The 24,216-nt window shown below is 37.5% G+C and carries 15 protein-coding genes; 5 read left to right on the top strand and 10 right to left on the bottom strand.

The features are described 5' to 3' along the window. Positions 1-153: 153 nt before the first annotated feature. Entirely contained in the window at positions 154-993 is an 840-nt protein-coding gene (gene purU / locus QZ738_RS08615; protein WP_293786606.1) for a formyltetrahydrofolate deformylase, read from the bottom strand. A gap of 118 nt (positions 994-1,111) precedes the next feature. Here purU and QZ738_RS08620 point away from each other — a divergent pair, with 118 nt between their 5' ends. Then, positions 1,112-2,482, top strand: coding sequence for a DNA recombination protein RmuC (locus QZ738_RS08620; protein WP_293786608.1), 1,371 nt, complete (start codon positions 1,112-1,114; stop codon positions 2,480-2,482). A gap of 201 nt (positions 2,483-2,683) precedes the next feature. On the opposite strand, the gene thiL is transcribed toward QZ738_RS08620, so the two are convergent. The 3 genes from thiL to nadA all read right to left on the bottom strand — a co-directional run bounded on the left by thiL (position 2,684) and on the right by nadA (position 6,136). After that, a complete protein-coding gene (gene thiL / locus QZ738_RS08625) occupies positions 2,684-3,724 on the bottom strand; it encodes a thiamine-phosphate kinase (RefSeq protein WP_293786610.1) in 1,041 nt (346 codons plus the stop codon). 122 nt (positions 3,725-3,846) lie between these two features. Beyond that, entirely contained in the window at positions 3,847-5,085 is a 1,239-nt protein-coding gene (locus QZ738_RS08630; protein WP_293786612.1) for a dicarboxylate/amino acid:cation symporter, read from the bottom strand. 52 nt (positions 5,086-5,137) lie between these two features. Continuing rightward, positions 5,138-6,136: a quinolinate synthase NadA gene (gene nadA / locus QZ738_RS08635; RefSeq protein WP_293786614.1), complete on the bottom strand. Its 999-nt coding sequence runs from the start codon at positions 6,134-6,136 to the stop codon at positions 5,138-5,140. 452 nt (positions 6,137-6,588) lie between these two features. Here nadA and nadB point away from each other — a divergent pair, with 452 nt between their 5' ends. After that, entirely contained in the window at positions 6,589-8,175 is a 1,587-nt protein-coding gene (gene nadB / locus QZ738_RS08640) for an L-aspartate oxidase (protein WP_293786616.1), read from the top strand. A 115-nt stretch (positions 8,176-8,290) separates the two neighbouring features. Beyond that, the gene (locus tag QZ738_RS08645; RefSeq protein ID WP_293786618.1) at positions 8,291-8,803 is read left to right on the top strand and encodes a gamma carbonic anhydrase family protein; all 513 of its coding nucleotides are present in this window, start codon (positions 8,291-8,293) and stop codon (positions 8,801-8,803) included. Between the two features lie 217 nt (positions 8,804-9,020). On the opposite strand, the gene QZ738_RS08650 is transcribed toward QZ738_RS08645, so the two are convergent. The 5 genes from QZ738_RS08650 to QZ738_RS08670 all read right to left on the bottom strand — a co-directional run bounded on the left by QZ738_RS08650 (position 9,021) and on the right by QZ738_RS08670 (position 18,988). Continuing rightward, complete coding sequence (locus tag QZ738_RS08650) at positions 9,021-10,661, bottom strand: Ig-like domain-containing protein (RefSeq protein ID WP_293786620.1); 1,641 nt, start codon at positions 10,659-10,661, stop codon at positions 9,021-9,023. A 121-nt stretch (positions 10,662-10,782) separates the two neighbouring features. Beyond that, positions 10,783-12,645, bottom strand: coding sequence for a tRNA uridine-5-carboxymethylaminomethyl(34) synthesis enzyme MnmG (gene mnmG, locus QZ738_RS08655; protein WP_293786622.1), 1,863 nt, complete (start codon positions 12,643-12,645; stop codon positions 10,783-10,785). A 123-nt stretch (positions 12,646-12,768) separates the two neighbouring features. Next, positions 12,769-14,631 (bottom strand): ABC-F family ATP-binding cassette domain-containing protein, encoded by a 1,863-nt coding sequence (locus QZ738_RS08660; RefSeq protein WP_293786624.1) that lies wholly within the window; start codon positions 14,629-14,631, stop codon positions 12,769-12,771. A gap of 468 nt (positions 14,632-15,099) precedes the next feature. Next, complete coding sequence (ybeY, locus tag QZ738_RS08665) at positions 15,100-15,537, bottom strand: rRNA maturation RNase YbeY (RefSeq protein WP_293786626.1); 438 nt, start codon at positions 15,535-15,537, stop codon at positions 15,100-15,102. Positions 15,538-15,670: 133 nt separating this feature from the next. Continuing rightward, positions 15,671-18,988 (bottom strand): DUF4175 family protein, encoded by a 3,318-nt coding sequence (locus tag QZ738_RS08670; protein ID WP_293786628.1) that lies wholly within the window; start codon positions 18,986-18,988, stop codon positions 15,671-15,673. Positions 18,989-19,393: 405 nt separating this feature from the next. On the opposite strand from QZ738_RS08670, the gene QZ738_RS08675 reads away from it, so the two are divergent. Both QZ738_RS08675 and QZ738_RS08680 read left to right on the top strand, forming a co-directional pair. Next, entirely contained in the window at positions 19,394-20,899 is a 1,506-nt protein-coding gene (locus QZ738_RS08675; protein WP_293786630.1) for a family 16 glycosylhydrolase, read from the top strand. Positions 20,900-21,024: 125 nt separating this feature from the next. Next, entirely contained in the window at positions 21,025-23,394 is a 2,370-nt protein-coding gene (locus QZ738_RS08680) for a phosphocholine-specific phospholipase C (RefSeq protein ID WP_293786632.1), read from the top strand. 142 nt (positions 23,395-23,536) lie between these two features. Here QZ738_RS08680 and QZ738_RS08685 read toward each other — a convergent pair whose 3' ends face one another. After that, complete coding sequence (locus QZ738_RS08685) at positions 23,537-24,106, bottom strand: DUF2911 domain-containing protein (protein ID WP_293786634.1); 570 nt, start codon at positions 24,104-24,106, stop codon at positions 23,537-23,539. Positions 24,107-24,216 lie beyond the last annotated feature (110 nt).

Raw genomic sequence — 24,216 nt, forward strand, 5'->3', positions numbered from 1 at the left:
TACAAAAATTGTTGAAAACTTTTAAATGTTCCCCTTATGAATAAGGTAAACATAACATAAGTAATTGATTTAATGAGTTTTATGATGTGTTAAAATATTTTTAAATAATATTAACATTTATTTAATTACTAAACAAATATAGTTTTTATTGTCTTACTTAAACACCACCGTTTTATTTCCGCTAACAAAAACCCGGTCTTCAAAAATGAGTTCTAATGCTTCCAATAAAACTTTTTTCTCTATTTCCTTACCGGCACGTACCATTTCTTTCACGCCAAAGTTATGGTCCACATGGTTGGTATGTTGGGTAATAATAGGCCCTTCATCTAAATTATCGGTAACAAAATGTGCGGTAGCCCCAATAATTTTTACCCCACGCTCAAAAGCCTGGCGATAAGGGTTAGCACCTATAAAAGCTGGTAAGAAAGAATGATGGATGTTAATGATTTTACCAGCATAATCCTTCACAAAATCAGCTGAAAGAATGCGCATAAACTTGGCTAATACCAGGTAATCTACTTCGAATTGATTAATGATGTTTTTTACTTCATCCTCGAATACACTCTTATCTTTATTGTTATGATCGACGTAAAAATAAGGAATACCTAGTTTCTCGGTAAAATCCCTCAAACTTTCATAATTACCAATAACACATTGAACATTTGCCCCTAAAGTTTTAAAATGGTTTTTAATCAGTATTTCTGCCAAACAATGATACTCTTTCGTGACCAGGACAGCAACCTGCTTTTCCTGTTTGGTAATTAAATTTACCTTTGCCGCGTTTGGTAAGTTCTCTAACAGTTTATCCTTTAATTTTTCTGAATATTCAACGTTTCCGGTACAGGCAATCCTGGTAAAAAATGCTCTATTAGCTTCATCTACAAACTCGCGCATGGCAACAATATTCAAATGATGTGCAGCCAGCACGCGGGTAATATGGGTAACTAAACCAACTTGATCGGGACAAGAAATAAGGACGGTTAAAGCGTTCATTTTTAAAATACTAATATCCAATTATAACTAATTTTTACGGTTTTATCTGGCTCAAACTGACTAATTTTTTTTGGTATATCTATTTTAAATCTTCACTTTTACTAAAATTTTTATCATTATGGAAAACATCGGCATTGCTTTACTAATTGTTATTTTAATCGTTCTGTTTATTTTATTGCTAAAGAAACCTAAAGCTCAGCCTTCTATCATTTCTTTAGAAGATTTTGAACGTATAAAAAGTGAAAATGAGCTTTTAAAAATCAGTCTAGCCAAAGCCGAAGAACGCGTTTCTAATTTATCTGCTGAAAAAGAACACATTACTATTTTACTTAAAGAAGAACAACAACGCTTAATTGATGAATTACAGGCTGAGCGCGACCGGCTTGCTGATGCCAACCGTGAGCTGGAAAGTACGAGGTCATTTTACCTGGCTGAAAAAGAAAAATTGGCAGAACAAAAATTAAGTTATGAGCAGTCTCAACAAAAGTTGAACAAAGATTTCGAACTCATTGCCAATAAGATTCTCGAAGAAAAATCCACTAAATTTATAGAGCAGAACCGTACCAACCTGGATATCATTCTCAATCCGCTGAAAGAAAATATTAAGGCTTTTGAAGATAAAGTAGAAAAGGTTTACAAAGCAGAGTCAGATGAAAGAAATATACTAAAAGGGGTCATTTCAGAATTACAGATTCAAAGTAAACTTATTCAGGAAGATGCCCATAATTTAACCAGGGCTTTAAAAGGCGACAATAAAAAACAGGGGAACTGGGGAGAAATCATCTTGGAAAAGGTTTTGGAGCGATCCGGTTTAGTTCGAGGTCAGGAATATCGTATCCAGGCCTCTCATACTTCAGCTGAGGGTAGCCGTTACCAGCCAGATGTGGTAATAGATCTGCCTGATGATAAACACCTCATTGTTGATGCTAAGGTAAGTTTAGTTGCTTACGAGCGTTCTGTATCTGCAGATACAGATGAAGAGCGTGAAAGCTATGTAAAGCAACACCTGGCCTCAATTAAGAACCACATCCAGGAACTGTCATCAAAAAACTATCATGATTTATATAAAATCAATTCTCCTGATTTTGTTTTATTATTTGTACCCATTGAATCTTCTTTTAGTATCGCCATACAAAAAGATGCCGAACTCTTCAATTTTGCATGGGACAGGAGAGTCGTAATCGTAAGTCCGTCTACTCTGTTAGCTACTTTGCGCACCATAGCCAGTATATGGAAACAGGAACGCCAAAACCGCAACGTGATGGAAATTGCCCGTTTAAGTGGCAGCATGTACGACAAGTTTGTAGGTTTTATAGCTGATATGGAGAATATTGGAAAACATATTAAAAATGGACAGGATGCTTATGATAAAGCCATTAACAAATTATCAGCCGGCGCGGGAAATTTAACAAACACTTCAGAAAAGATAAAAAAATTGGGTGCTAAAACAACCAAGCAAATTGACTTGAAATATTTGGATATGGAATAAGTTAATTTCGGTTGGTGAGACACCAACCGATAGAAAAATGCAATTTATGGCTAGATACCTCTTAAAAAAATCGTCATTTCGAACGAAGTGCAACGAGTCGAGAAATCTGCACAAACAGACCTCTACCCACCTGAACGGGCAGGCATAGGCGCGCATTTCGCTACACTACAGTCGAGACGACGATCGATTTTTTATAAAAATCTATTTCTTAAAAGCATTCCAGCCCTGAGCTTTAAGCTCGTGTACATTATTTGACTTGGAAACCATTTTACAACCTGAATTTTTATCCGTTACATGACCGATTACCGTGATATCTACGTCATGTTTGAGTTTTTTATAATCATCCTGGCTAATGGTAAACAGCAACTCATAATCTTCGCCACCACTTAGTGCACAAACCGTTGGATCAATTCCCAGTTCACGTGCGGTTTCATAAGTCATCGGATCCAAAGGAATTTTCTCCTCGTAAATGGTCATTCCTTTATCTGATTGTTCGGCCAGATGCAAAATCTCTGAGGCCAGGCCATCCGAAACATCGATCATAGAAGTGGGTTTAATATCCATTTCTTCCAATAATGCTACAATATCCATCCTGGCTTCCGGTTTCAATTGCCGTTCGATGATATAATCTTTACCTTCTAAGTCTGGTTGGATCTGTGGATTTTCCAGATAGATCAATTTCTCCCTTTCCAAAATCTGCAGACCTAAATAAGCGCCGCCCAAATCGCCGGAAACGCATAACAAATCATGCTCCTGCGCACCATTTCTGTACACCACTTTATCAGCATCAGCATAACCAATACTGGTAATACTGATCACCAAACCTTGCTTACTTGATGAAGTATCACCCCCGATTAAATCGATATTGTATTTATTACAGGCCAGTTCAATGCCTTTATAAATTTCTTCCACCGCTTCTAACGGAAATTTGCTCGACAAACCCAGTGAAACGGTAATCTGACTTGCCTTTCCGTTCATGGCATAAATATCACTCAGGTTTACTTGTACAGCTTTGTAACCCAGGTGCATTAACGGCACATAAGCCAGATCAAAGTGGATTCCTTCCAATAACAAATCGGTTGAAATTAAAGTCTGTTTGCCTTTGGCATCCAGCACTGCAGCATCATCGCCCACACCTTTTACCGAATAGTCATTTTTAACTTTAAAATTAGTCGTCAGGTGTTTAATTAACCCAAATTCACCTAATTCGCTGATATCTGTACGTTCTTTATTTTCAAACATAAGTTATATTTAGAGGCAAAGCCTTATTTTATTTTTAAAAATTTAACTGTCATGTCATGCTGAGTGCAGCGAAGAATCTTTGTCTGAAAGCAATGGCTTCATAGCAGCAGATCCTTCCTTCGTCAGGATGACAGATTCTCCTTCTTCATCCAGTTTTTCCCTTCGGTAAACCTGGCAATTAACATGGCTGCTACATTATCACCCGTGGCATTTAACAAAGTAGCCATGGGATCGACCAAAGTGCCAATGATCATCGCTGGCGGTAAGGCTTCCGGCGGCAACTGGTAAGCCGAAATCATCAATAATTCGCCTATATAACCGCCATTTGGTATCCCACCTTCAACAATACTGACTAACACAGTAATGCCAAGTGCCAAAATAATCGTATCCACATGCGCCAAATCTTTACCAAATATGGCAAAAACAACGGCAATTTTTATAATGGAACTGATGCTTGATCCATCTTTATGCAAAGTTGATCCCAAAGGAATCGTTACATTGGTAATATATGGCGATACGCCCATTCTAGTGGTTCCTTCCAGATTAGCAGGAATGGTAGCAATGCTGCTACAGGTTCCGATAGCCGTTAAAGAAGGTACAATATTGTTTTTCCAAAATAATTTTATCGCCTTAAATCCACCCGCAAGAAAAGCGTAAAGAGTGAAAAAAACAATAAAATAAAACGCACCAACCCCATAATACAAACCAAGAGCTTTCGCATAGGTTCCAAAAAGCTGAGGGCCGAATACCCCAACCTGGTAAGCAAAATAAGCACCTAAACCAACGGGACCTAATTTCATAATCAAAATGATGAGTTTTTTCATCACTTCGTTCCCTGAAACAAGGAATTTTTTAAATCCTTCCCCTTCTTTTTCGGCATACAAGGTTGAAAAACCAACCAATACAGAAAAAATAATTAGCGCCAGCATATTTTTTCTGCTTCCGATTTCAAAAAACTCACCAACGGTTAAAAGTTGGGTCATCTGTTCGCCAAACGACTGCATTGATTCAGGTTCAGCTGGCAAGGTAGCACTTCCCAATTGCTGATGGATAGGAAAAATCCATGTAGCAATCAGGGTTAAAACCGCGGAAATAAGTATGGTGGAAAGGAATACCAAAACTATAATGGTTAATAATTTTCCTAATTTTTTTGTCCTATCTATATTTGCAATAGCGGAAGAAACCGCAAAAAATACCAATGGAATAACCGCTGTAAACAACAGGTTTAAAAATATATCTCCTAATGGTTTAATACTTTCAACACTCTTCCCAAAAATTAAGCCCACAATGCTTCCGGCAGTGATACCCGCCAAAAGCCATAGTAAGCCTGAATAATTTTTTAGGATGTTGTTTTTTTGCATAAATAATTTCAATAAACCTATCGGGTTTTAAAATCTGATAGGTTTGTTAGATTTACAATCCCAATTCTACTGAAATATCCAGCATCCTCTGTATCGGTTTACGCGCCTGTTCTATAATATGCTCAGGAACAGTTACTTCAGGCAGACCATTTTTAATACATAAATATAGTTTTTCTAAAGTATTTCTTTTCATGTAGGGGCAATCGTTACAGGCACAGCTGTTGTTCGGCGGTGCCGGAATAAATGTTTTTGTCGGATTTGCCTTTTCCATCTGGTGGATAATTCCACTTTCGGTAGCCACAATAAATTCTGTAGCCGGGTTGGTGATGGTATATTTTAAAAGTCCGGTAGTAGAACCAATATAATCAGCCATTTTCAAAACCACTTCTTCACATTCCGGGTGCGCAATAAATTTGGCATTCGGATGGCGTTCCTTCAGTTTTGTTATTTTTTCCTGCGAAAAAATTTCGTGTACCATGCAGGCACCATTCCATAATACCAGATCGCGCCCCGTTTTCTTCGCTACGTAGGCTCCTAAGTTCCGATCTGGTCCAAATATTATTTTTTGGTCTTTAGGTAAACTTTCTACAATCTGTACTGCATTGGTACTTGTACAGACAATATCACTTAAAGCTTTTAATTCAGCTGTACAGTTTACGTAAGTGATGACCAGATGATCCGGATATTTCTCTTTAAACTTTCTGAATAAATGTGGTGGGCAACTATCTGCTAATGAGCAACCAGCTTTTACATCTGGCAACAATACTGTTTTGTTAGGAGATAGAATTTTTGCTGTTTCAGCCATAAAGTGTACACCGGCAAACACGATTACATCAGCATCTGTTTTTGCAGCTTCCTGTGATAAGCCTAAACTGTCTCCAATATAATCAGCAATATCCTGTATGTCAGGCTCTTGGTAATAATGTGCAAGGATTATGGCATTCTTTTCTTTTTTGAGTTTCTCAATCTCTGCAAAAAGATCGAGTGTAGGATCAATTTCTTCTTCTGCGAAACCCTTTTTATTGATTTCTTCTAAGACATCTATGTTCATTTTAAAATTTTCCTTTTTTGAATTTTTGACGTTGGTCAAAGATAAAGCTTTCCACGTCTCAATAATTAATAAGTTATTTTAAATAAATAATTCTTGTTTGTTTATTAGTGTGTTAATAGTGTTGGCAATTTTAGAAATTTCTTTCGTATAGATAAGTTATTAATTGTTTACTAACATTTAGATTACATTTATCTAATATTATAGATTTGATTTTCAGCGCTATCTAAAATTCGTTCAAATTTTATCAATACTGGAATGTTAATTGTTTATAAGTGGGAAAAAAGTTAATTACTTGTATAAAGATGCTTAAAAATTGCGCAAAAGATTGTGGCAAATTGTGTTTTTAGAGTAGCTTTAAACATTCAAATTTATTTGTTAGGATAATTTAGACACAAGGCTAACATTTATCAACTAGTTGTTAACATCGTGGATAAAGTAAATGTTTTTTATTAATGAAGAAAGTAGATTTTCTGGTAATTGGTTCAGGTATAGCGGGTTTGAGTTTTGCACTTAAGGCAGCTAAGTTTGGTAAGGTTTTAATTGTAACCAAATCGAACGAAGATGAATCAAATACAAAATACGCTCAGGGCGGTGTTGCAGTTGTAGTAGATAAGGGTGATTCTTTTGAGAAACATATCGAAGATACGTTAATTGCCGGAGACGGATTATGTGATCAAAAAATTGTGGAAATCGTTGTAAAAGAGGGCCCTCAGCGTATTCAGGAGATCATTGATTATGGTATAAATTTCGATAAGGACAATGCTGGTTTTTACGATTTGGCTAAAGAGGGCGGGCACTCGGAACACCGCGTTTTGCACTATAAAGATATTACCGGGTACGAGATTGAACGGGTGTTGTTAAATGAAATTCACAAGAATAACAACATAGAGATATTAACACATTACTTCGCACTGGAGTTAATTACCCAGCACCACCTGGGTGAGTTTGTGGATAAACGTACTGAAGATATTAACTGTTATGGGATATATGCCTTTAACACAGAGCTTAACGATGTGGAAAAGATTGTGGCAAATGTGACTGTAATGGCTTCGGGTGGTGCCGGACATGTATATTCAGCCACCACAAACCCGGTTATTGCCACAGGCGACGGCATGGCCATGGTTTATCGTGCAAAAGGAAAAGTAAGGAATATGGAGTTCATTCAATTCCATCCAACTGCCTTGTATCATCCGGGAGAGTACCCGTCTTTCCTAATATCGGAAGCGGTGAGGGGTTTTGGTGGTGTTTTAAGGCGTAAGAATGGGGAAGAATTTATGCAGGAGTATGATGAGCGTAAATCACTGGCACCACGAGATATCGTAGCGCGTGCAGTAGACAATGAAATGAAAAAATCGGGAGACGATTTTGTTTATCTTGATATCACCATGCGAAAGAAAGCAGATATATTAAAACACTTTCCTAATATATATGCTAAATGTTTATCAATAGGCATTGATATGACGAAAGATTATATACCGGTTACACCTGCCTCTCATTACATGTGTGGGGGTATCCTGGTTGATGAATATGGTCGTTCATCCATTAAAAATTTATATGCTTGTGGTGAGTGTTCTTCAACTGGCTTACATGGTGCTAATCGTTTGGCTTCTAATTCGTTACTGGAGGCTACAGTATTTGCTCACCGAATCTATCAGGACGCTGTAGAAAATTTTAAAAGTAATATTATTCCCGATCATATTCCTGAATGGGATTCGCAAGGGGTTACTCAAAGTAACGAGGATGTACTGGTAACACATAACCTCAGAGAGTTACAAAAGATTATGGGCGATTATGTAGGTATTGTACGTTCTGATTTCCGTTTGGAAAGGGCACATCGTCGCTTGTTTTTAATTCACCAGGAAACGGAAGAATTCTATAAAAAGAATAAAGTTTCAGTGAAACTCTGTGAGTTGAGAAATGTCATTCAAACGGCTTATCTGGTGATAAAATCTGCCATGCAAAGAAAGGAGAGCAGGGGGTTACATTATACCACAGATTATCCGGAGCATGCTAATGAACTGGTAGATACTGTTTTTTAGAAGATATCTTTATACTGATCCGATTGCTATCGGATTTAGTTCAGCATCTGACAAACTATATAAATAATCCTTTAAAGACCCTGAAATAGATTCAGGTTGACGTAAAATAGATATTATGCCTTTAATACTGCCCGTAAAAGATAAATACCCTGAAATAGGAAAAGATAATTTCATTGCAGAGAATGCCACGATTGTGGGTGATGTGGTAATAGGAGATAAATGTTCCGTATGGTTTAGTGCCGTGATCAGAGGCGATGTAAATGCCATTACGATCGGAAATGAATCAAACATTCAGGATGGTGCAGTAATTCATGCTACTTATTTAAAAGCTTCCACACATATTGGAAATAGGGTATCTGTTGGGCATAATGCTATTGTACATGGCTGTAACGTTCGGGATCATGTTTTGATCGGTATGGGTGCCATTGTAATGGATCATGCGGTGATAGAAGAGTATTGTATAATAGCTGCCGGATCTGTTGTACTGGAAAATACGATTTGCGAAACCGGTTATTTATATGCGGGTACACCTGCAAAAAAAATAAAGCCCCTTACCGAAGAGCAAAGGGCCTTACTGAATAAACTACCAGATAATTATATCATGTATTCGGGGTGGTTTACAACCTAATTTGTCATTAAACTATACGAAATAAACATAGTGTCGTCACCCTGATCCGATAAATATCGGATTTATTTCAGGGTCTTTCGTGTCAAGGGATGCTGAAATAAATTCAGCATGACGATGGGATGAAATTGGTGTTAAAATATAGATCTCTCCCCGCCTGTACGGGCAGGCCTGTCCGCACAGGCGGGCGCTCCACTGCGTTTCGGTCGAGACGACCGATTTATGGTGTTGGGGGTGGTATCACCAACGGATCTTCGCGTTCCCAGTTGGGTTTTAAATCCATTAATGCCTTCAAATACCATACTTTTTCAGGTTGATATCCTTCCTTAACATTTCCCGTGTCCCAGATACCATTTTTATTTTCATCGTAAATAACCCTGAGCATATATTTGCCTGCCGGATACTTTGAAAAAATAACTTTGGTGTTTTTGCTAACCGGAAAAGATTTTACGACATCTTTTTTTTCATTTAGGAACTGTACCACATATCTTTTTGAAGTATCCGGTACAGTTACATTTAATACCAGGGTAGTGTAAGCATCCTGATTTTCGAGCGTAAAACGTTTCGTTATATCTTTATTTTTGGCATTAAATATGGCTGTGAAAGCGCCTGAACCCAATTTTAAATCGTAGTTTCTTTTGCTCTTCCATGGATACCTGATATAGTATTTCAGAAAATCTGCACTATCTTTCACCACCTCGAAATTAGTTCTTTTTACTGAGTCTTCCAGAAGAGTGATTTTAGATGGATCTGCAGCCGTTACCGGAAAGGGAAAAGTAAGGCTTAACTGCTGGAAAGGATTTAATTTGCCACCCGATAAGTTATCAGAAATGGTGATCTCACGTGTATAAGTATCTTTTTTACCCCTTGTGAAGTTTAAGGTCTGCAAGAGTTTTCCCTGATCCTCAATGGCCACCTTTACTGAATCGAAACCCATATCGTTCAGCCAGATTTTAGCGGTATCATTATTTTTGGTAAAGTGAACATACTTTCCTGCATCTACTGCCGGAGGGTCGGTAATTGTTATTTTGGGATTCTTAAGCTGCTGATTAAAGATAATTGATATACTACCATCATTGTTCAGTTTTCGGTCCAATACGCGGAATTCTGGTGCCAGTTCTTTAAATATCTGCAGGTTGATGTTCTCCAGGTTTTTGTCAATCACAATTGGTTCTTTTATAAATCCAACCTCGTCAGAAATCTGTTGGTATATTTTATCACCCCCTCCGGCACTTTCTTTAATGGCATAAACTTTATAAGTACCTTTTCTGAGGTTGCTCAGTTTATAGGTGCCTGCACTGTCGGTTGTGGTATATATTGATGGGCGTTTTTTTCCGAAAATTGTATCTCTTTCTAAAGGTAAAATAAATACGGTAACTTCTTTTTCAGGTTCATCACTTAGCGAATTGATTACTTTACCACTAATGGATAATGAATCGATCTCTGGTCCTGTAGAAAAAACATAAGATAGATTTTTAACAACATTTCCTTCATTTACATCTGCAATGGATTTCCCGAAATTCAAGGTATAGGTAGTGTTTTTTTCCAGGGAATCCTTGAGAATAATTTCCAGTCTTTTTTGTCTTTTTCTTAACTCCGGAACTTTTTCCTGATCGGGAGAAATTGAAAATTCTTTAAACTCATCTTTCAAATTAAAATATTCATCAAACTCTATGACGATTTTTTTAGCATTAAAATTTCTCGTTTGGTTTTTTGGAGTCATGCTTAAAACCTTTGGCGGTTTGGTATCCTTTGGCCCGCCTTGTGGCGTTTGCATACTGGCACAACCAAAAAATAGGAGTAGCGTAACCACAACCGTTAAATTTTTAAGCTTAAAATAATGATTTTTTAAATTCGGCATATTTTAATCGTTCTGACGGATTTTCATCTATTTTGGAATGTTAATATTAAAAAAGTTTTTTTCTTTCTTAAATCGCTTTATTTGAGGTTGTTATTTTATAAGTTAAATATTTGATTATCAGTTACTTATTAATATACACCATTAAAACAAAGATATCCGATGGTGAAACGCCCGAAATTCTTGAAGCCTGACCTAAAGTACGCGGTTTAATCTTAAATAATTTTTCACGCGCCTCTTTTGATATGGATACAATTTTGTTATAATCAAAATCCGGCCTAATTTCTTTGTCTTCCATTTTCAGCATTTTAGCTACGATTTCATTTTCTTTCTCAAAATAGCTTTCGTACTTAATTTTAATTTCTGCTTGTTCAATAGTCTCCTGATCTAATGCTTTGGTAGCTTCCGTTAAGGGTTTACTCACTTTAATGATGTCTTGTAAACCAACATGAGGCCTGCCCACTAAACTGTGGATCTTTACATTTTGATTTAAGGCACTGGAACCTAAACTTTCAAGCATTGGATTTGCATCTGCCATTTCAATTCCCTGGCTTTTGGTAAATTTTACTAAAGCCTCAGCATCTGCAACTTTCTTATTTACCTTAGCTAAACGTTCATCAGAAATCAGACCAAGCTCATGCCCGATAGGAGAGAGGCGGATATCCGCATTGTCTTGTCTCAACAATAAACGGTGTTCGGCTCTTGAAGTAAACATGCGGTAAGGTTCTTCTGTTCCCTTCGTTACCAGATCATCGATTAAAACGCCAATATAACTTTCAGATCTTTTCATGATCAACTCATGTTTTTCTGTTATTTTTTGATGTGCATTGATACCAGCCATGAAACCTTGACAGGCTGCTTCTTCATAACCTGTCGTTCCATTGATCTGACCTGCTAAAAATAAATTGCTGATTAATTTGGTCTCAAGAGTTAACGATAATTGGGTAGGAGGGAAGAAATCGTACTCAATGGCATAACCTGGTCTGAACATTTTGGCCTGTTCGAAACCTGGAATTAATCTTAATGCTTTAAACTGGACATCCTCAGGAAGGGATGTCGAAAAACCATTGACATAAATTTCGCAGGTATTCCATCCTTCAGGTTCAACAAAAATTTGATGTCTGTCTCGTTCCGCGAATCGGTTAATTTTATCTTCAATAGAGGGACAATATCTCGGACCAAGACCTTTGATGCGACCGGTAAACATAGGCGATTTTTCAAAACCTTCCTTTAAGGTTTCATGTACATCGTCATTGGTATAAGTAATCCAGCAACAACGTTGATCAGTTGAAACCTCGGTATCTGTGTAGGAAAATTTACCGGGATTTTCATCGCCCCATTGTTCTTCCATTTTAGCATAATTAAGACTTCTTCCATCAACCCGGGGTGGGGTACCGGTTTTCATTCTACCTGCTTCCATACCCAAATCTACCAGTTGTTCGGTAATGCCGGTAGATGCTCGTTCTGCTGTTCTTCCGCCACCAAATTTCTTTTCTCCGATGTGCATCACGCCATTCAAAAAAGTGCCATTGGTTAATACCACTGCTTTACTTTCGATCTCAATACCTAATGAGGTTTTTACGCCATATGCAGTATTGCCCTTCACCAATATTCCAATTACGCTATCTTGCCAGATGTCCAGATTTGGTGTTCTTTCCAATGCTAATCGCCACTCTTCTGCAAAACGCATTCGGTCAATCTGTGCTCTCGGACTCCACATCGCTGGTCCTTTAGATTTGTTGAGCATACGAAATTGTATGGTCGATTTATCAGAGATTATTCCTGAATAACCGCCCATTGCATCTACCTCACGAACGATTTGTCCTTTGGCAACACCCCCCATCGCAGGATTACAACTCATTTGGGCAATCGTACCCATATTCATTGTAATCAATAAAACTGATGATCCTAAATTGGCAGCAGCAGCAGCAGCTTCACAACCGGCATGGCCCGCACCAACCACAATCAAATCATATTTTGAAAACATTTTATTTATATTTTGTAGCTGTTCCACGTGGAACAATTTAATTTTGGTAACTTATTACTAGAGGTTGAAAATAGATTTTAGCTAAACCTTTGGAATGTTTCACGTGAAACGTCATCCTATATTTTATTCTGAAAGTTCCAACCAGCGCATGGTATAGTGATCTAACTGTGTCTGGAGGTTTTCAATTTCTGTGGATATTTCCTGGATTTTAATGTAGTCTGAAGTATCAACACTATTTAAGGTTTGTGTTAAATGCGCTATTTTTTCCTCCGTTTCTTCTATTCCTTTTTCACTTTCTGCTAACTCCTTCTGCTCTTTGAAACTCAATTTTTTTGTTGGTTTCGCAGTAGCCTGTTCTATAATAGGGGCGGATGCTTTTTTAGTTTCTGGCTTATTTTTGGGTTGTTCCAAACTTAAACGATATTCTGAATAATTTCCATTATAGATTTTAACTACGCCTTCTCCTTCCATAATAAAAAGTTGATCGCTCATTTTATCGAGTAGATACCTGTCGTGAGAGACTAACATAAGAATGCCTGGAAAATTTTCTAAAAATTCTTCCAATACATTTAAGGTATCGATGTCTAGGTCATTTGTAGGTTCATCCAAAATCAAAAAGTTAGGATTTTGCATTAACACCTTCATAAGGTTCAAACGCTTTTTTTCACCGCCACTTAATTTTTCCACCATCCCGTGTTGCTTTTTAGGAGGGAAAAGGAAAAGTGTTAACAGGGCTGACGCGGTAATAACAGAACCATCTGCCATTTTAATATATTCAGCGTCTGATTTTACAATGTCAATTACGCGCTCTTTGGGGTCGAAAGTTAAACCACCTTGTTTGTAATAGCCGAATACCGTTGTTTCACCCGTATCAACTTTGCCATCGTCTGGCTTTAAATTGCTGGTGATTATGTTCAAAAGCGTTGATTTACCTGTACCATTTTTTCCGGCTAAACCGATGCGGTCTCCTTTTTTGAAGGTGTAGCTGAAATCATTAATGATCGGTCTGCCATCAAAACTTTTATTAATGTGTTCCAGTTCTATAATTTTGCCTCCCTGGCGAGACATCTTCATTTTAAGAGTAACGCTTTGATTATCAGACTTTTTCTTAGTTTTTTCTTCTAAATCATAAAAAGCATCTATCCTGGCTTGAGATTTTGTTGCACGGGCCTGTGGCATGCGTCTCATCCACTCCAATTCTTTCTTTAATAACTGCTGGTTCTTATGTAAAACAGTAGCGTCTAAAGCTTCCCTTTCAGCTTTCTTTTCTAAGAAATAAGCATAATTTCCATTATAGTTAAAAATTTTTCCGCTATCCAGTTCCACAATGGTATTGCAAACATTATCTAAAAAATACCTGTCATGTGTAACCAATAAAATTGTTTTTTGTCCGGTGGTCAATAATTTCTCTAACCATTCTATTGTATCAATATCCAAATGGTTGGTAGGCTCATCGAGTACCAGAATTTCGGGATCTTCAATTAAAAGCTTGGCCAAAGCCAAACGTTTTTTTTGTCCGCCGGATAGGGTCGAAATTTTTTGTTGTAAATGAGTAATTCCCATCCGGTTGAGGATGGTTTTAATTTCATGTTCATATTCCCAGGCATTGTGTTCACTTAATTCTTCGTATAAACGATTAAGAGTTTTTTCGTCCGGATTTGGATTTTCAATTAATTCCTCATACTCTTTAATGAGCTGCTGCTGCTTATTTTCAAGTGAAAAAATATGGTCGCTAATTGAAAAACCTTCAGAAAACTGAGGTTCCTGATCCAGAAAACCAATTTTAACAGCCTTATTTTTTACAATTTTGCCCTCAAGCGGAGGAAATCTTTCAGCCAGTAATTTTAATAGGGTACTCTTACCTGCACCATTAATACCAACCAATGCCACGCGTTGCCCCGAGTTGATCCCCAAGGTTAAATTCTTAAATAACCATTCGTCATGATAACCATGCCCTAAGCCTTCTGCCGCAATTAATGTGCTCAATTTTTTTGTATTTCGGATTTATAAAGAAAAATTAGTGCAAAGGTAAGTATAAATTATTTTGGAACGCTAATAGATGTTTCAAAGCTGTTGTGTATCAGCTAAAAATGGCAGAGGCTTGATGTATTTAGGTTTGTAATAACAGTTAAATGATAGTTATAAAACGAAACAGCGGTCGGACTCGCTCCACCGCTGCTTCAATCATTAACTAAAACTAAACTTTATCTTGAATAATAACTGAACGTATGATACGCAGCCATTTATTATTATTAGTTTAGTATGAGACTTCAAGAATCCGCAAAAGTTGCAGGAAGGTCGACTATATTATACCAGTTGTATATAATTCTCGACGAACGCCAGTATCATTTAGACGAACAGAATAGGCTAGGGAATAAGTATTTTGTAAATAACATTGAAGCTAAAGATTCTTCGCTGCGCTCAGAATGACATTTAGGGTGGGAAAATGAGAGGCTAAACTAATCCAAATTCGCTTCTATATTCCAAATATTCATCTTCTTTTTCTGTCATAAGGGTTTTTGCAGCTTTTCCTTTGTCCTTATAACCCAGTAAGTGCAGGGTTCCATGGATCATAATGCGGCAAACCTCATCAAATGTTGAAATTTTAAAGGTTTTGGCATTTTCCTTTACACGCTCAATGCTGATGAATATATCACTTATGATCAGTTTTTCTTCTTCAGAATTATCGAAGGTAATGATATCCGTATAGGTATCGTGATTTAAATATTGTTGATTGATGCCTAACAGATATTCATCACTGCAGAAAATGAAATTGAGTTCTTGCAATTGATACCCTTCTTTTTCTATAGTAGCTTTAACCCACTTTTTGATTTTTAATTTTTGAGGAAGGTTATAGCTAATGGATTCTGTAAAAAAAGAAATTGCAGGCATACTATAATGTTTATGGCTGCAAATTTAAGAAATATTCCAATAGTCGTCATGCTGAACTTGTTTCAGCATCTTTTTAACGAAAACCCTGAAATAAATCCGATATTTATCGGATCAGGTTGATGCCCTCTTAGTGCTATCGCGCTATATTTAACGATTTTAAATATTCCGCAATCTTAGTTTTATAATAATAATTTAAACTGGGCGGAAGCTTCTGTAACATATCACTTCCATTCTGTTGTTGCTTTTTAAATTGTTCTAACATTTTTTGATACGATGGCGGAAACGCTTTTGCTGCTTTACTTTCTCGTTTCGAATCTTCTTCTTGATCGCGTTCTGCTTTTTCCGCTTCCAACAATTTGGTCAAGAGGTCTTTTTGTCTGTTTAAGGTTTCTTGTTGCAAACGTTTGTTCACCAGATCGCTCTCGGTTTGTTTCATTTCCTGAATGGCCTGGTTTAGGTTGCCCATTTTACCGGTACCATCTTTATTTTCTTCACGGTTAAGCTTTTCTAAAGCCTGACGGATCATTTGTTGCTGCTGAGCCATTTTACCAAACTCCTCACTCATTTGTCCTTTGCCAACCGTACCTTGATTGCCTCCTTGTTTTTGCAGCTGCTCACGGGCTTTTTGCATACTCTTATTCAGTTGTTCCTGCATCTGTGAAAGTTGCTTCATTCCTTGCTTCTGTTTCTTTCCACTACCGCTTTTGCCGTTTTTTTGCATATTCTGCAACTGACTTAGTGCTTCACTCAGCATCAAAGTAAGGTTATTGATAGCGGTCATGGTAAATTGTTGGAAACGGTTAGCTTCGGCTGTTCTTCTATCGCCTAAATTTTCCAGACTTTTATCAAGGTTGAAATTAATTTTATTCATTTCCTCATTAACAGTAGATTCTATCTGAGGAACGCGTTTGCTTAAACTATATAAACTATCGGCAATGGTTTTAAGGTTATCTTTAATGCTACGTTGTTTCTGTACATTGCTGGTGTAAGATGGATCAGTTGCAGACATTTTCTTTAACGCGAGCATTACTTTTTCCTGATCAAAAGAAGTAGTCAATAAATTTTCCAATAGCCGTCTCAATTCTTTGGCATTTAAATTATTTTCCATCTCTTCACCCTGTTGCTGCATATCGCTCATTTTTTTGGATAATTTTTCCATCTGCTCACCTGCCTTTTGCTGCTTCTGGCTTGCATTTTTCGAATCTTTTTTATCCAGGGCGTCTTTGCTGTCTTGCTGATCTTTTTGGATATCCTGAATATCTTTTTCAGGGTTTTCGAAAGGATTTTGCCTGTCTAGAGATTTATTTTTTTCATCCAGCTTTTTCAGGTCATCCTTCAGTTCATTCATCTCCTTGTTCAGCGCATCTTGTTTCTGCTTTAACGACTCATTATCTTGTTTTTTATCTTTGGTTTGCTGGGCAAGTTCCTTTTGTTCTTTTGCCAGCTCATTTAAACGGTTAATATCGTTTTGAAGGTTTTGCTCAAATTCCAGCTGTTTGTAAAGCTCTAAAATCCTGTCGAGTTCATTTTTGAGGGTTTTATTGTCCAACTGCATTTTAGAAAGTTCGTTCTGCGTTTGGTCTTTATTTTTCTCATTCATCAGATCTTGCAGTTTTTGCAAAAGTTGTTTTGTTTTTTCATCCAATACGTGATCGAAGAGGTCTTTAATCTGCTTTTGTTTTTCAAGAAGTTCTTCCGTTTGCTTTTGATCCTGCTGTTGCTGGATATTTTTATCATTCTGTGCTTTAATTTCTTTTACGGCTTCATCCAGCTGCTTTTGTTTGTCTAAAAGGGCTTCTATCTGTTTTTTATCTTCAAAAGAAATCTGTTTTTTGTCAGTAAGGCTTTCGGCCACTTTTTTACTTTCCTTTTCGATGGTATTAGCTAAGCGTATGGCTGATTGCATCTTCTGTTTTAAAACCTGGTTGCTTGCATTTACCTGTTCAGCAGTCTCTTTTTGAGTAGGATGTTTAAAGGTTTTAATTTCTGATCTCGTAACCTTTGCACCATTTACGCCATCATTATCGGTTACTTCAAAATAATATTCTATTTCCTGACCAGGTTTGGCATTAACAGCAGTTAGATCCCAGAAAAAGAAAAAATTATTTGTGGTAGCATTACTTTTAATGGCAATGTTCTTAGTAACGGTACCTACCATACGGTTATGATCTTTGAGGTGATATTTAAAACTCAAACGGCTAAATCCGTAATCATCAGTTACCTGTCCGCTAAAATATAGAGCTTTGTTGTTAACAGAATCCGGCTTTTCTTCTACCGTAATCTGTGGAGACTGATCTTTGATTACCGTTATCTGGTGCGAAAGTGAATCGCTGATGGTAACATATTGATTTTTAGGTATAATACTATATTTTGAATTATTTTTGATAATGGCCTTAAAATAAGTCTCGTCATTAACAATTTTAAGCAGGTTTTTGTTTCCATTTAGCATAAACAGGATTTCGTCGCTCTTTTCAGTCTTGAAATTCCAGGTTACTTTGGTTCCTTCGGGTAGGAGCAGATCACCAGCATTGGCAACCGATTCAGTTTTTTTGCCCAAATAAACAGGATAATTTAAAGTAGCTATAGCATTAAGCAATTCGGGGCGGGGTTTAACCGTGATGGTAAATACACCAGAACTAAAGCCCCCGCCCTTAAAAATCAATTTTTTATCGTTCTGGATGTTTTTGATCGTATAGTTAAACTTAGTCACGTTTTCCTTCTCCAGTTTATAGGTATTTTTTCCATCTTCAACATATACTTCGGCTGGAATTTCGTCACCGGTCAGTTTTAGGTTCAAGATGATATCGTCACCTTGTGTAGCGGTTAAACTTTTGTTTAAAATGGTAAAGCTGAAGGGTGCTTTCGGCGCAATGTATTCATTATACTTAAAGAAGCTGTATGTACCCTCGCGTAAAATAGCGGGGGCTATAATGGCAATGAGCAGAATGATGGAAAGGGGAACAAGAAGATATTTTAAATATTTCCGGTTATCGTTAATCTTGACTGCGGTGTAAAATGGAACTGGCCTGAGTTCAATAATCTTTTGATCAATGCCGGCCATCATGAGAAGATTGTTTTCAGGATTTTTTTCAGATAAATGATGAAGTTGCAGGGTATTCAATAATTTATCCTTAATATCGGAAAAGTGATTTCCGATGATAACCGATGCTTCATCCAGCGTGAGGTGTTTGCCTAATTTTAGCATAGCAAGCAAAGGTTTAATGATTAAAAAACCAACCAGTAACACACCGGTAAATAAATAAGCAAAAAATACGAAGGTTTTAAATTCAGCCGTTGGATTGAGATAATAAAGGCTTAAAAAAATGATGAGATATAAGGCAAGCAGTATAGTTGCGGCATAAATACTGCCCCGCAAAATTTTATTCAGGTAAAATTTGCGGATAAATTCATCTATCTTACGTAGTAAATCATTATAATTATTGCTCACCATATCTCTGTAAATGTAAAAATTGTTCCAGTCAATTAAAAGGAAACTATTTAAGGTAACGCGTTTATTTCAAATTGTTTATTAGAAAAAGCTTTTGGTTGGTGCTCCAGTTTGTGGCATTTGGTTTTTATTGCAAATTAGAAGTATTTAGCCCCGGGCATAGCGACATCCCTGTAGCGCAGCGAAAGGATATAGCGGAGCACGGGAACAAACGTTGATAGTTGTACCTGCTTTGCGCTTCAAAAATGCACATTTATTAAAAAAAAGTTTAGGTAACAAATCATAACCCGGTTAATACGCATCGATTATAAAATCTTATTTTGTTTTATTTAATACAAAGGTTACATAGATTTTAAACGAGTATTCTGATAAAAATCTACTTTTGGCTTTTTGTATAATCATGCCCATATGAAACCGTTATTTATATTCACACTAATGCTGTTCTTTTTTACTGCTTCTTTCGGTCAAAAATTTAACTGGAACAAAAACCAGGTAATTGCACACCGCGGTGCATGGAAGAAAAATAATTTTCCTCAAAATTCTATCGCATCCTTAAATGAAGCTGTAAAACTTGGTTGTTACGGTTCGGAATTCGACGTTTGGATGACAGCGGATCACATTTTGGTAGTTAACCACGACCCAGAATTTCAGGGTTTAACGATTGAGAAAGTAAATTACGCAGATCTTTTAACTAAAACCATGACCAATGGTGAAAAGATCCCAACATTAGAAGCTTATTTATTAGCAGGTAAAAAACAGAAAAGCACCAAATTGATTTTGGAAGTAAAACCTTCATTAATCAGCAAGGAACGCGGGATAGAGGTGACCAATAAATGCGTAGAAATGGTTCAGCAATTAAAAATGAACGACTGGGTTGAATATATCAGCTTTGACTATGATTACTGCAAACGCATTTTAACTTTATTGCCAAATGCAAAGGTTGCTTATTTAAGAGGAGAAATTAGTGCTGAGCAGCTGAAGGCAGATCAATTAACAGGTGTTGATTATCATTACAGTGTTTACCAAAATGATAATTGGATTGAAAATGCGCAAAAACTGGGTTTAACTGTAAATGCATGGACGGTAAATACGGTACCTGAAATGCAGTGGTTATTGGCCCACAATGTAGAGTATATTACCACCAACGAACCTGAATTGCTTTTCGAAGAAATTAAAAAAACGCCGGTTAGCCAAGGGTGGAAATTAAAATGGGCAGATGAATTTGACGATGCCGGCTTGCCGTTAACTAAAAACTGGGGCTATGATGTTGGCGGTAGAGGTTGGGGGAATAATGAACTGCAATATTATACTAACGGCGATAGTGCAAATGCAGTTGTTAAAAAAGGAAACCTGAATATTATAGCGCTAAAAACTGATAAGGAAAACAGGCACTATACTTCAGTCAGGTTGGTAACGAAAAATAAATTCGATTTTAAATATGGTAGAGTGGAAGTAAGGGCGATGTTACCAAAAGGCAGAGGCTTGTGGCCAGCCATATGGGCGCTTCCTACCGATTCGAAATATGGCAGCTGGCCAAAAAGTGGCGAAATTGATATTATGGAACATGTAGGTTACGATCCTGATAGCGTTCACGGAACCGTACATACCAAAAAATTTAACCATGTTATCCATACACAGGTGGGTAAGGCTTTGAAAGTTAATAATCCTTATACAGAATATCATATTTATGCGATAGAGTGGTTTGCCGATCGTATCGACTTCTTTATCGACGATCAGAAGTACCTCACTTTTAAAAATACCAAAAAGGGATCTGGTGACTGGCCATTTGATCAGAATTTCCACCTGATTTTAAACCTTGCCGTAGGCGGCGATTGGGGCGGAAAAAAAGGGGTGGATGATAGTGCTTTCCCTGCGAACATGAAAGTGGATTATGTGAGGGTATTTCAGAAGTAATTGGATAATTCATTATCTGTTGTTCGGTTAATTGGTCAATTGTTTAAATGGGTTATCTGAATTGCAAACTGTCAAATGCCAACTGAAAACCACAATTACAGTATCTAAGCTATATTGTCAACTTTATGGATTCACGTAGAGAATTTTTGAAAAAGGCAGCCTTGTTTGCCGGAGCCACTGGCATCGCCAGCACTTTGCCAAGTTCGGTATTAAAAGCTATGGCTATCAATCCTGAACCGGGCAGTACATTTTATGATGCCGAGCACATTGTTTTCCTCATGCAGGAAAACCGGTCTTTTGATCACATGTTCGGAAAAATGAAAGGAGTACGCGGATTTAATGATCCACACCCTCACATCCAGCCTGATGGCAACAAAGTTTGGCTGCAAAAAGATGGTCAGGGCTATACGTATGCTCCTTTTCATGTTGATATAAACAAAACAAAAATTACCTGGCAGGGGGGCTTACCGCACTCCTGGAATGATCAGGTAGCCGCACGCAATGGTGGCCGATATGATAAATGGTTACCTGTTAAAACGCCAATGACCCTGGCATACTATGACCGGAATGACATTCCTTTTTATTATGCCATGGCCGATGCTTTCACCATTTGTGATCAGCATTTTTGCTCCTCATTAACCGGAACAACGCCAAACAGACTGTTCTTTTTCACGGGAACTGTTCGCGGAGAGAAAAGTGCAAATCGTATTGCGGTGGTTAATAATGATCAGGCCGAATCGCAAAATAATGTATTTGTAGATTGGCCAACCTTTCAGGAAACATTAGAAGATAATGGTATTGATTGGCGCATTTATCAAAATGAACTATGGACCTCCAAATTGCCGGAAGGTGAAATAGACGATTGGCTGGGGAATTATGGTGATAATCCTGTAGAGTATATCAGCCGGCACAATGTTAAGTTATCGGCTTATTTTAGAAAAAATGGCGATAATACGGTTAAACCACCTTTAACAGCAGAAGAGGTTCAGGAGAAATACAATAAATTATCACAACGGGAAAAGAATCTGATTGATAAAGCCTTTACCACTAACATTTCTCAAAAAGATTACTTAGAACTTGAACCGTTCACTTATAAAAACGATCAGGGACAATCAGAAACCATCAATGTTCCAAAAGGAGATATTTTTCACCAGTTCAGACAGGATGTAGACAATGGAAAATTACCAACTGTTTCATGGCTGGTGGCGCCTCAGCGTTTTTCTGATCACACCAGTTCGCCATTATATGGCACCTGGTACGTTAGCGAAGCGCTTGATATCTTAACCAAAAACCCAGAAGTCTGGAAAAAAACAATTTTTGTTTTAACCTACGATGAGAATGATGGGTATTTTGATCACCAGCCACCCTTTGTGGTACCTAATCCTGAAGATCCGGGCAGTGGAAAAACATCTGCTGGCATCAATTATACTACTGATTTTGAAACAAGAAAAGGAAGTCCGATTGGCTTGGGTTACCGTGTTCCATTAATCATTGCTTCACCATGGAGCAAAGGCGGTTTTGTGAACTCGCAGGTTTTTGATCATACCTCTTCCATCATGTTTATGGAGAAATGGCTGGCCAGAAAAACAGGTAAAACCATAAAAAGCAATAATATCAGCGATTGGCGAAGGAATATTTGCGGGGATTTAACCTCGGTATTTAGACCTTATCATGGAGAAGAAATCAAATCTCCTGAACCTTTAAAACGCGATGTTGTAGTGGCCAGTATTGGTAACGCAAAAAGCAAGCCTGCACAGGTTGGGCCAACTGCATTAAATAAGACGGAAGTGGTCAAAATCAATAAATTTGATACTTTTTCGCCCGAAACGTCGATCCATGCGCCAAAGCAGGAGAACGGCACCAAACCTGCCTGTGCTTTGCCCTATCATTTAGCAGTCGATGCTAATTTGGTTAATGATGAGCTTGCACTGACTTTTCAGTCGGTAAAAACCTTATTTGGCAGCGAGATTGAAACTGTTGGTGCACCTTTCAATATGAATACAATCGCCAAATTTAAAGGCGTTACCGGCAAAACGTGGGCTTATGCCGTACAAGCTGGCGATATATTTCAGGATAGCATTAAACTGGCTGATTTTGATAATGAAGTTTATGATCTGACCATAAATGGCCCAAATGGTTTTTACCGCAATTTTATGGGAAGTAAAAAAAATCCTCCCGTTATCGTGAAAGTATATCCTGAACAAACCGGCTTGATAAATAAAAAGCTTACAGGTAAACTGGTTTTTACTATTGAAAATACAGGTGCAAGTTTGGTTACCCTTCAAATTTCAGATAATAAATATAAATCAGGAAATAAAGCCGTAAGCATCAGGCCAAAATCGGGTATAAATATTTCGTTTAACCTGGCTAAAAATGCAAATTGGTACGATTTCAGTATTACGCAGATTGGCAATACCATATTTAAACACCGGTACGCAGGCAAAATAGAAACCGGAGAGATTACCAAAACCGATCCGTATATGGGCAATGTATAAACTCATATCGATCAAATAGGCCGGCTTTGATATAACTGATGTTATTAGCTTTTATATGCCCCTGGTTATGGCGAGATAAAAAACGATTTAAACAAAAAGTCCCGGCTGCTATAGTCGGGACTTATATTTTTACTGCTTTAACTTAAAAGGTAATGGGTAATTCTACCTGTGTTCTATCCCAGCCAATAACTAAATTAGCACCCCGGTTAATTTCTGTAAAGGTTAAAGAGAAGTATTCGATCGGTTTAGACAAGGTTTTTACCGGAACATTTACACGAACAATATCTTTGGCCTGATTGTAGGTAAAAGCGCCCCATTTATCTGTTTCGCTATTGATGATCATTGTCCAGGTATCCTTATTTGGAATGGCAAACAGGCTATAAGTACCCGCTTTGATTTTCTTGCCACCTATGGTCACTTTTTTGAAGAAACGAACTTCGGTGCTTTCATTGGCTCCAAAACGCCAAACCTTTCCATATTGCTCCAAAACGCCAAAAATATCGCGCCCTTTTTTCTGCGGCCGCGAGTAAACAATCTTGATAACCGGTTTTGTTGGGTCTCCGGCCTTTGCCTTTGGTGCATTAAGTGGGAAATAAACAATGTCTGCCGGACTTGGGTCTGCAGCAGGAAATTTTACTTCAGCAGCAGCACCTTGCTGGGCCTTTGCACTAAAGCAAAAAAGAGCGAAAACAACAATGAAGATATTTTTCATCTGTAGGTATTTGTTTTCAGTGGCGAAGGGCAATCACGATTTACCTTATTGTAAGAACGGAATAAAACTCATTCGCAGCGAATTATCAGACCCTTAAAGAACCTGGTGAA

The organism is uncultured Pedobacter sp., from assembly GCF_913776295.1.
In the GTDB taxonomy this organism is placed as follows: domain Bacteria; phylum Bacteroidota; class Bacteroidia; order Sphingobacteriales; family Sphingobacteriaceae; genus Pedobacter.

Excerpts from the sequence above, each read along its gene's own strand:
- purU (WP_293786606.1), bottom strand. The coding sequence starts at position 993 with ATGAACGCTTTAACCGTCCTTATTTCTTGTCCCGATCAAGTTGGTTTA.
- QZ738_RS08620 (WP_293786608.1), top strand. The coding sequence starts at position 1,112 with ATGGAAAACATCGGCATTGCTTTACTAATTGTTATTTTAATCGTTCTG.
- thiL (WP_293786610.1), bottom strand. The coding sequence starts at position 3,724 with ATGTTTGAAAATAAAGAACGTACAGATATCAGCGAATTAGGTGAATTT.
- QZ738_RS08630 (WP_293786612.1), bottom strand. The coding sequence starts at position 5,085 with ATGCAAAAAAACAACATCCTAAAAAATTATTCAGGCTTACTATGGCTT.
- nadA (WP_293786614.1), bottom strand. The coding sequence starts at position 6,136 with ATGAACATAGATGTCTTAGAAGAAATCAATAAAAAGGGTTTCGCAGAA.
- nadB (WP_293786616.1), top strand. The coding sequence starts at position 6,589 with ATGAAGAAAGTAGATTTTCTGGTAATTGGTTCAGGTATAGCGGGTTTG.
- QZ738_RS08645 (WP_293786618.1), top strand. The coding sequence starts at position 8,291 with ATGCCTTTAATACTGCCCGTAAAAGATAAATACCCTGAAATAGGAAAA.
- QZ738_RS08650 (WP_293786620.1), bottom strand. The coding sequence starts at position 10,661 with ATGCCGAATTTAAAAAATCATTATTTTAAGCTTAAAAATTTAACGGTT.
- mnmG (WP_293786622.1), bottom strand. The coding sequence starts at position 12,645 with ATGTTTTCAAAATATGATTTGATTGTGGTTGGTGCGGGCCATGCCGGT.
- ybeY (WP_293786626.1), bottom strand. The coding sequence starts at position 15,537 with ATGCCTGCAATTTCTTTTTTTACAGAATCCATTAGCTATAACCTTCCT.
- QZ738_RS08670 (WP_293786628.1), bottom strand. The coding sequence starts at position 18,988 with ATGGTGAGCAATAATTATAATGATTTACTACGTAAGATAGATGAATTT.
- QZ738_RS08675 (WP_293786630.1), top strand. The coding sequence starts at position 19,394 with ATGAAACCGTTATTTATATTCACACTAATGCTGTTCTTTTTTACTGCT.
- QZ738_RS08680 (WP_293786632.1), top strand. The coding sequence starts at position 21,025 with ATGGATTCACGTAGAGAATTTTTGAAAAAGGCAGCCTTGTTTGCCGGA.
- QZ738_RS08685 (WP_293786634.1), bottom strand. The coding sequence starts at position 24,106 with ATGAAAAATATCTTCATTGTTGTTTTCGCTCTTTTTTGCTTTAGTGCA.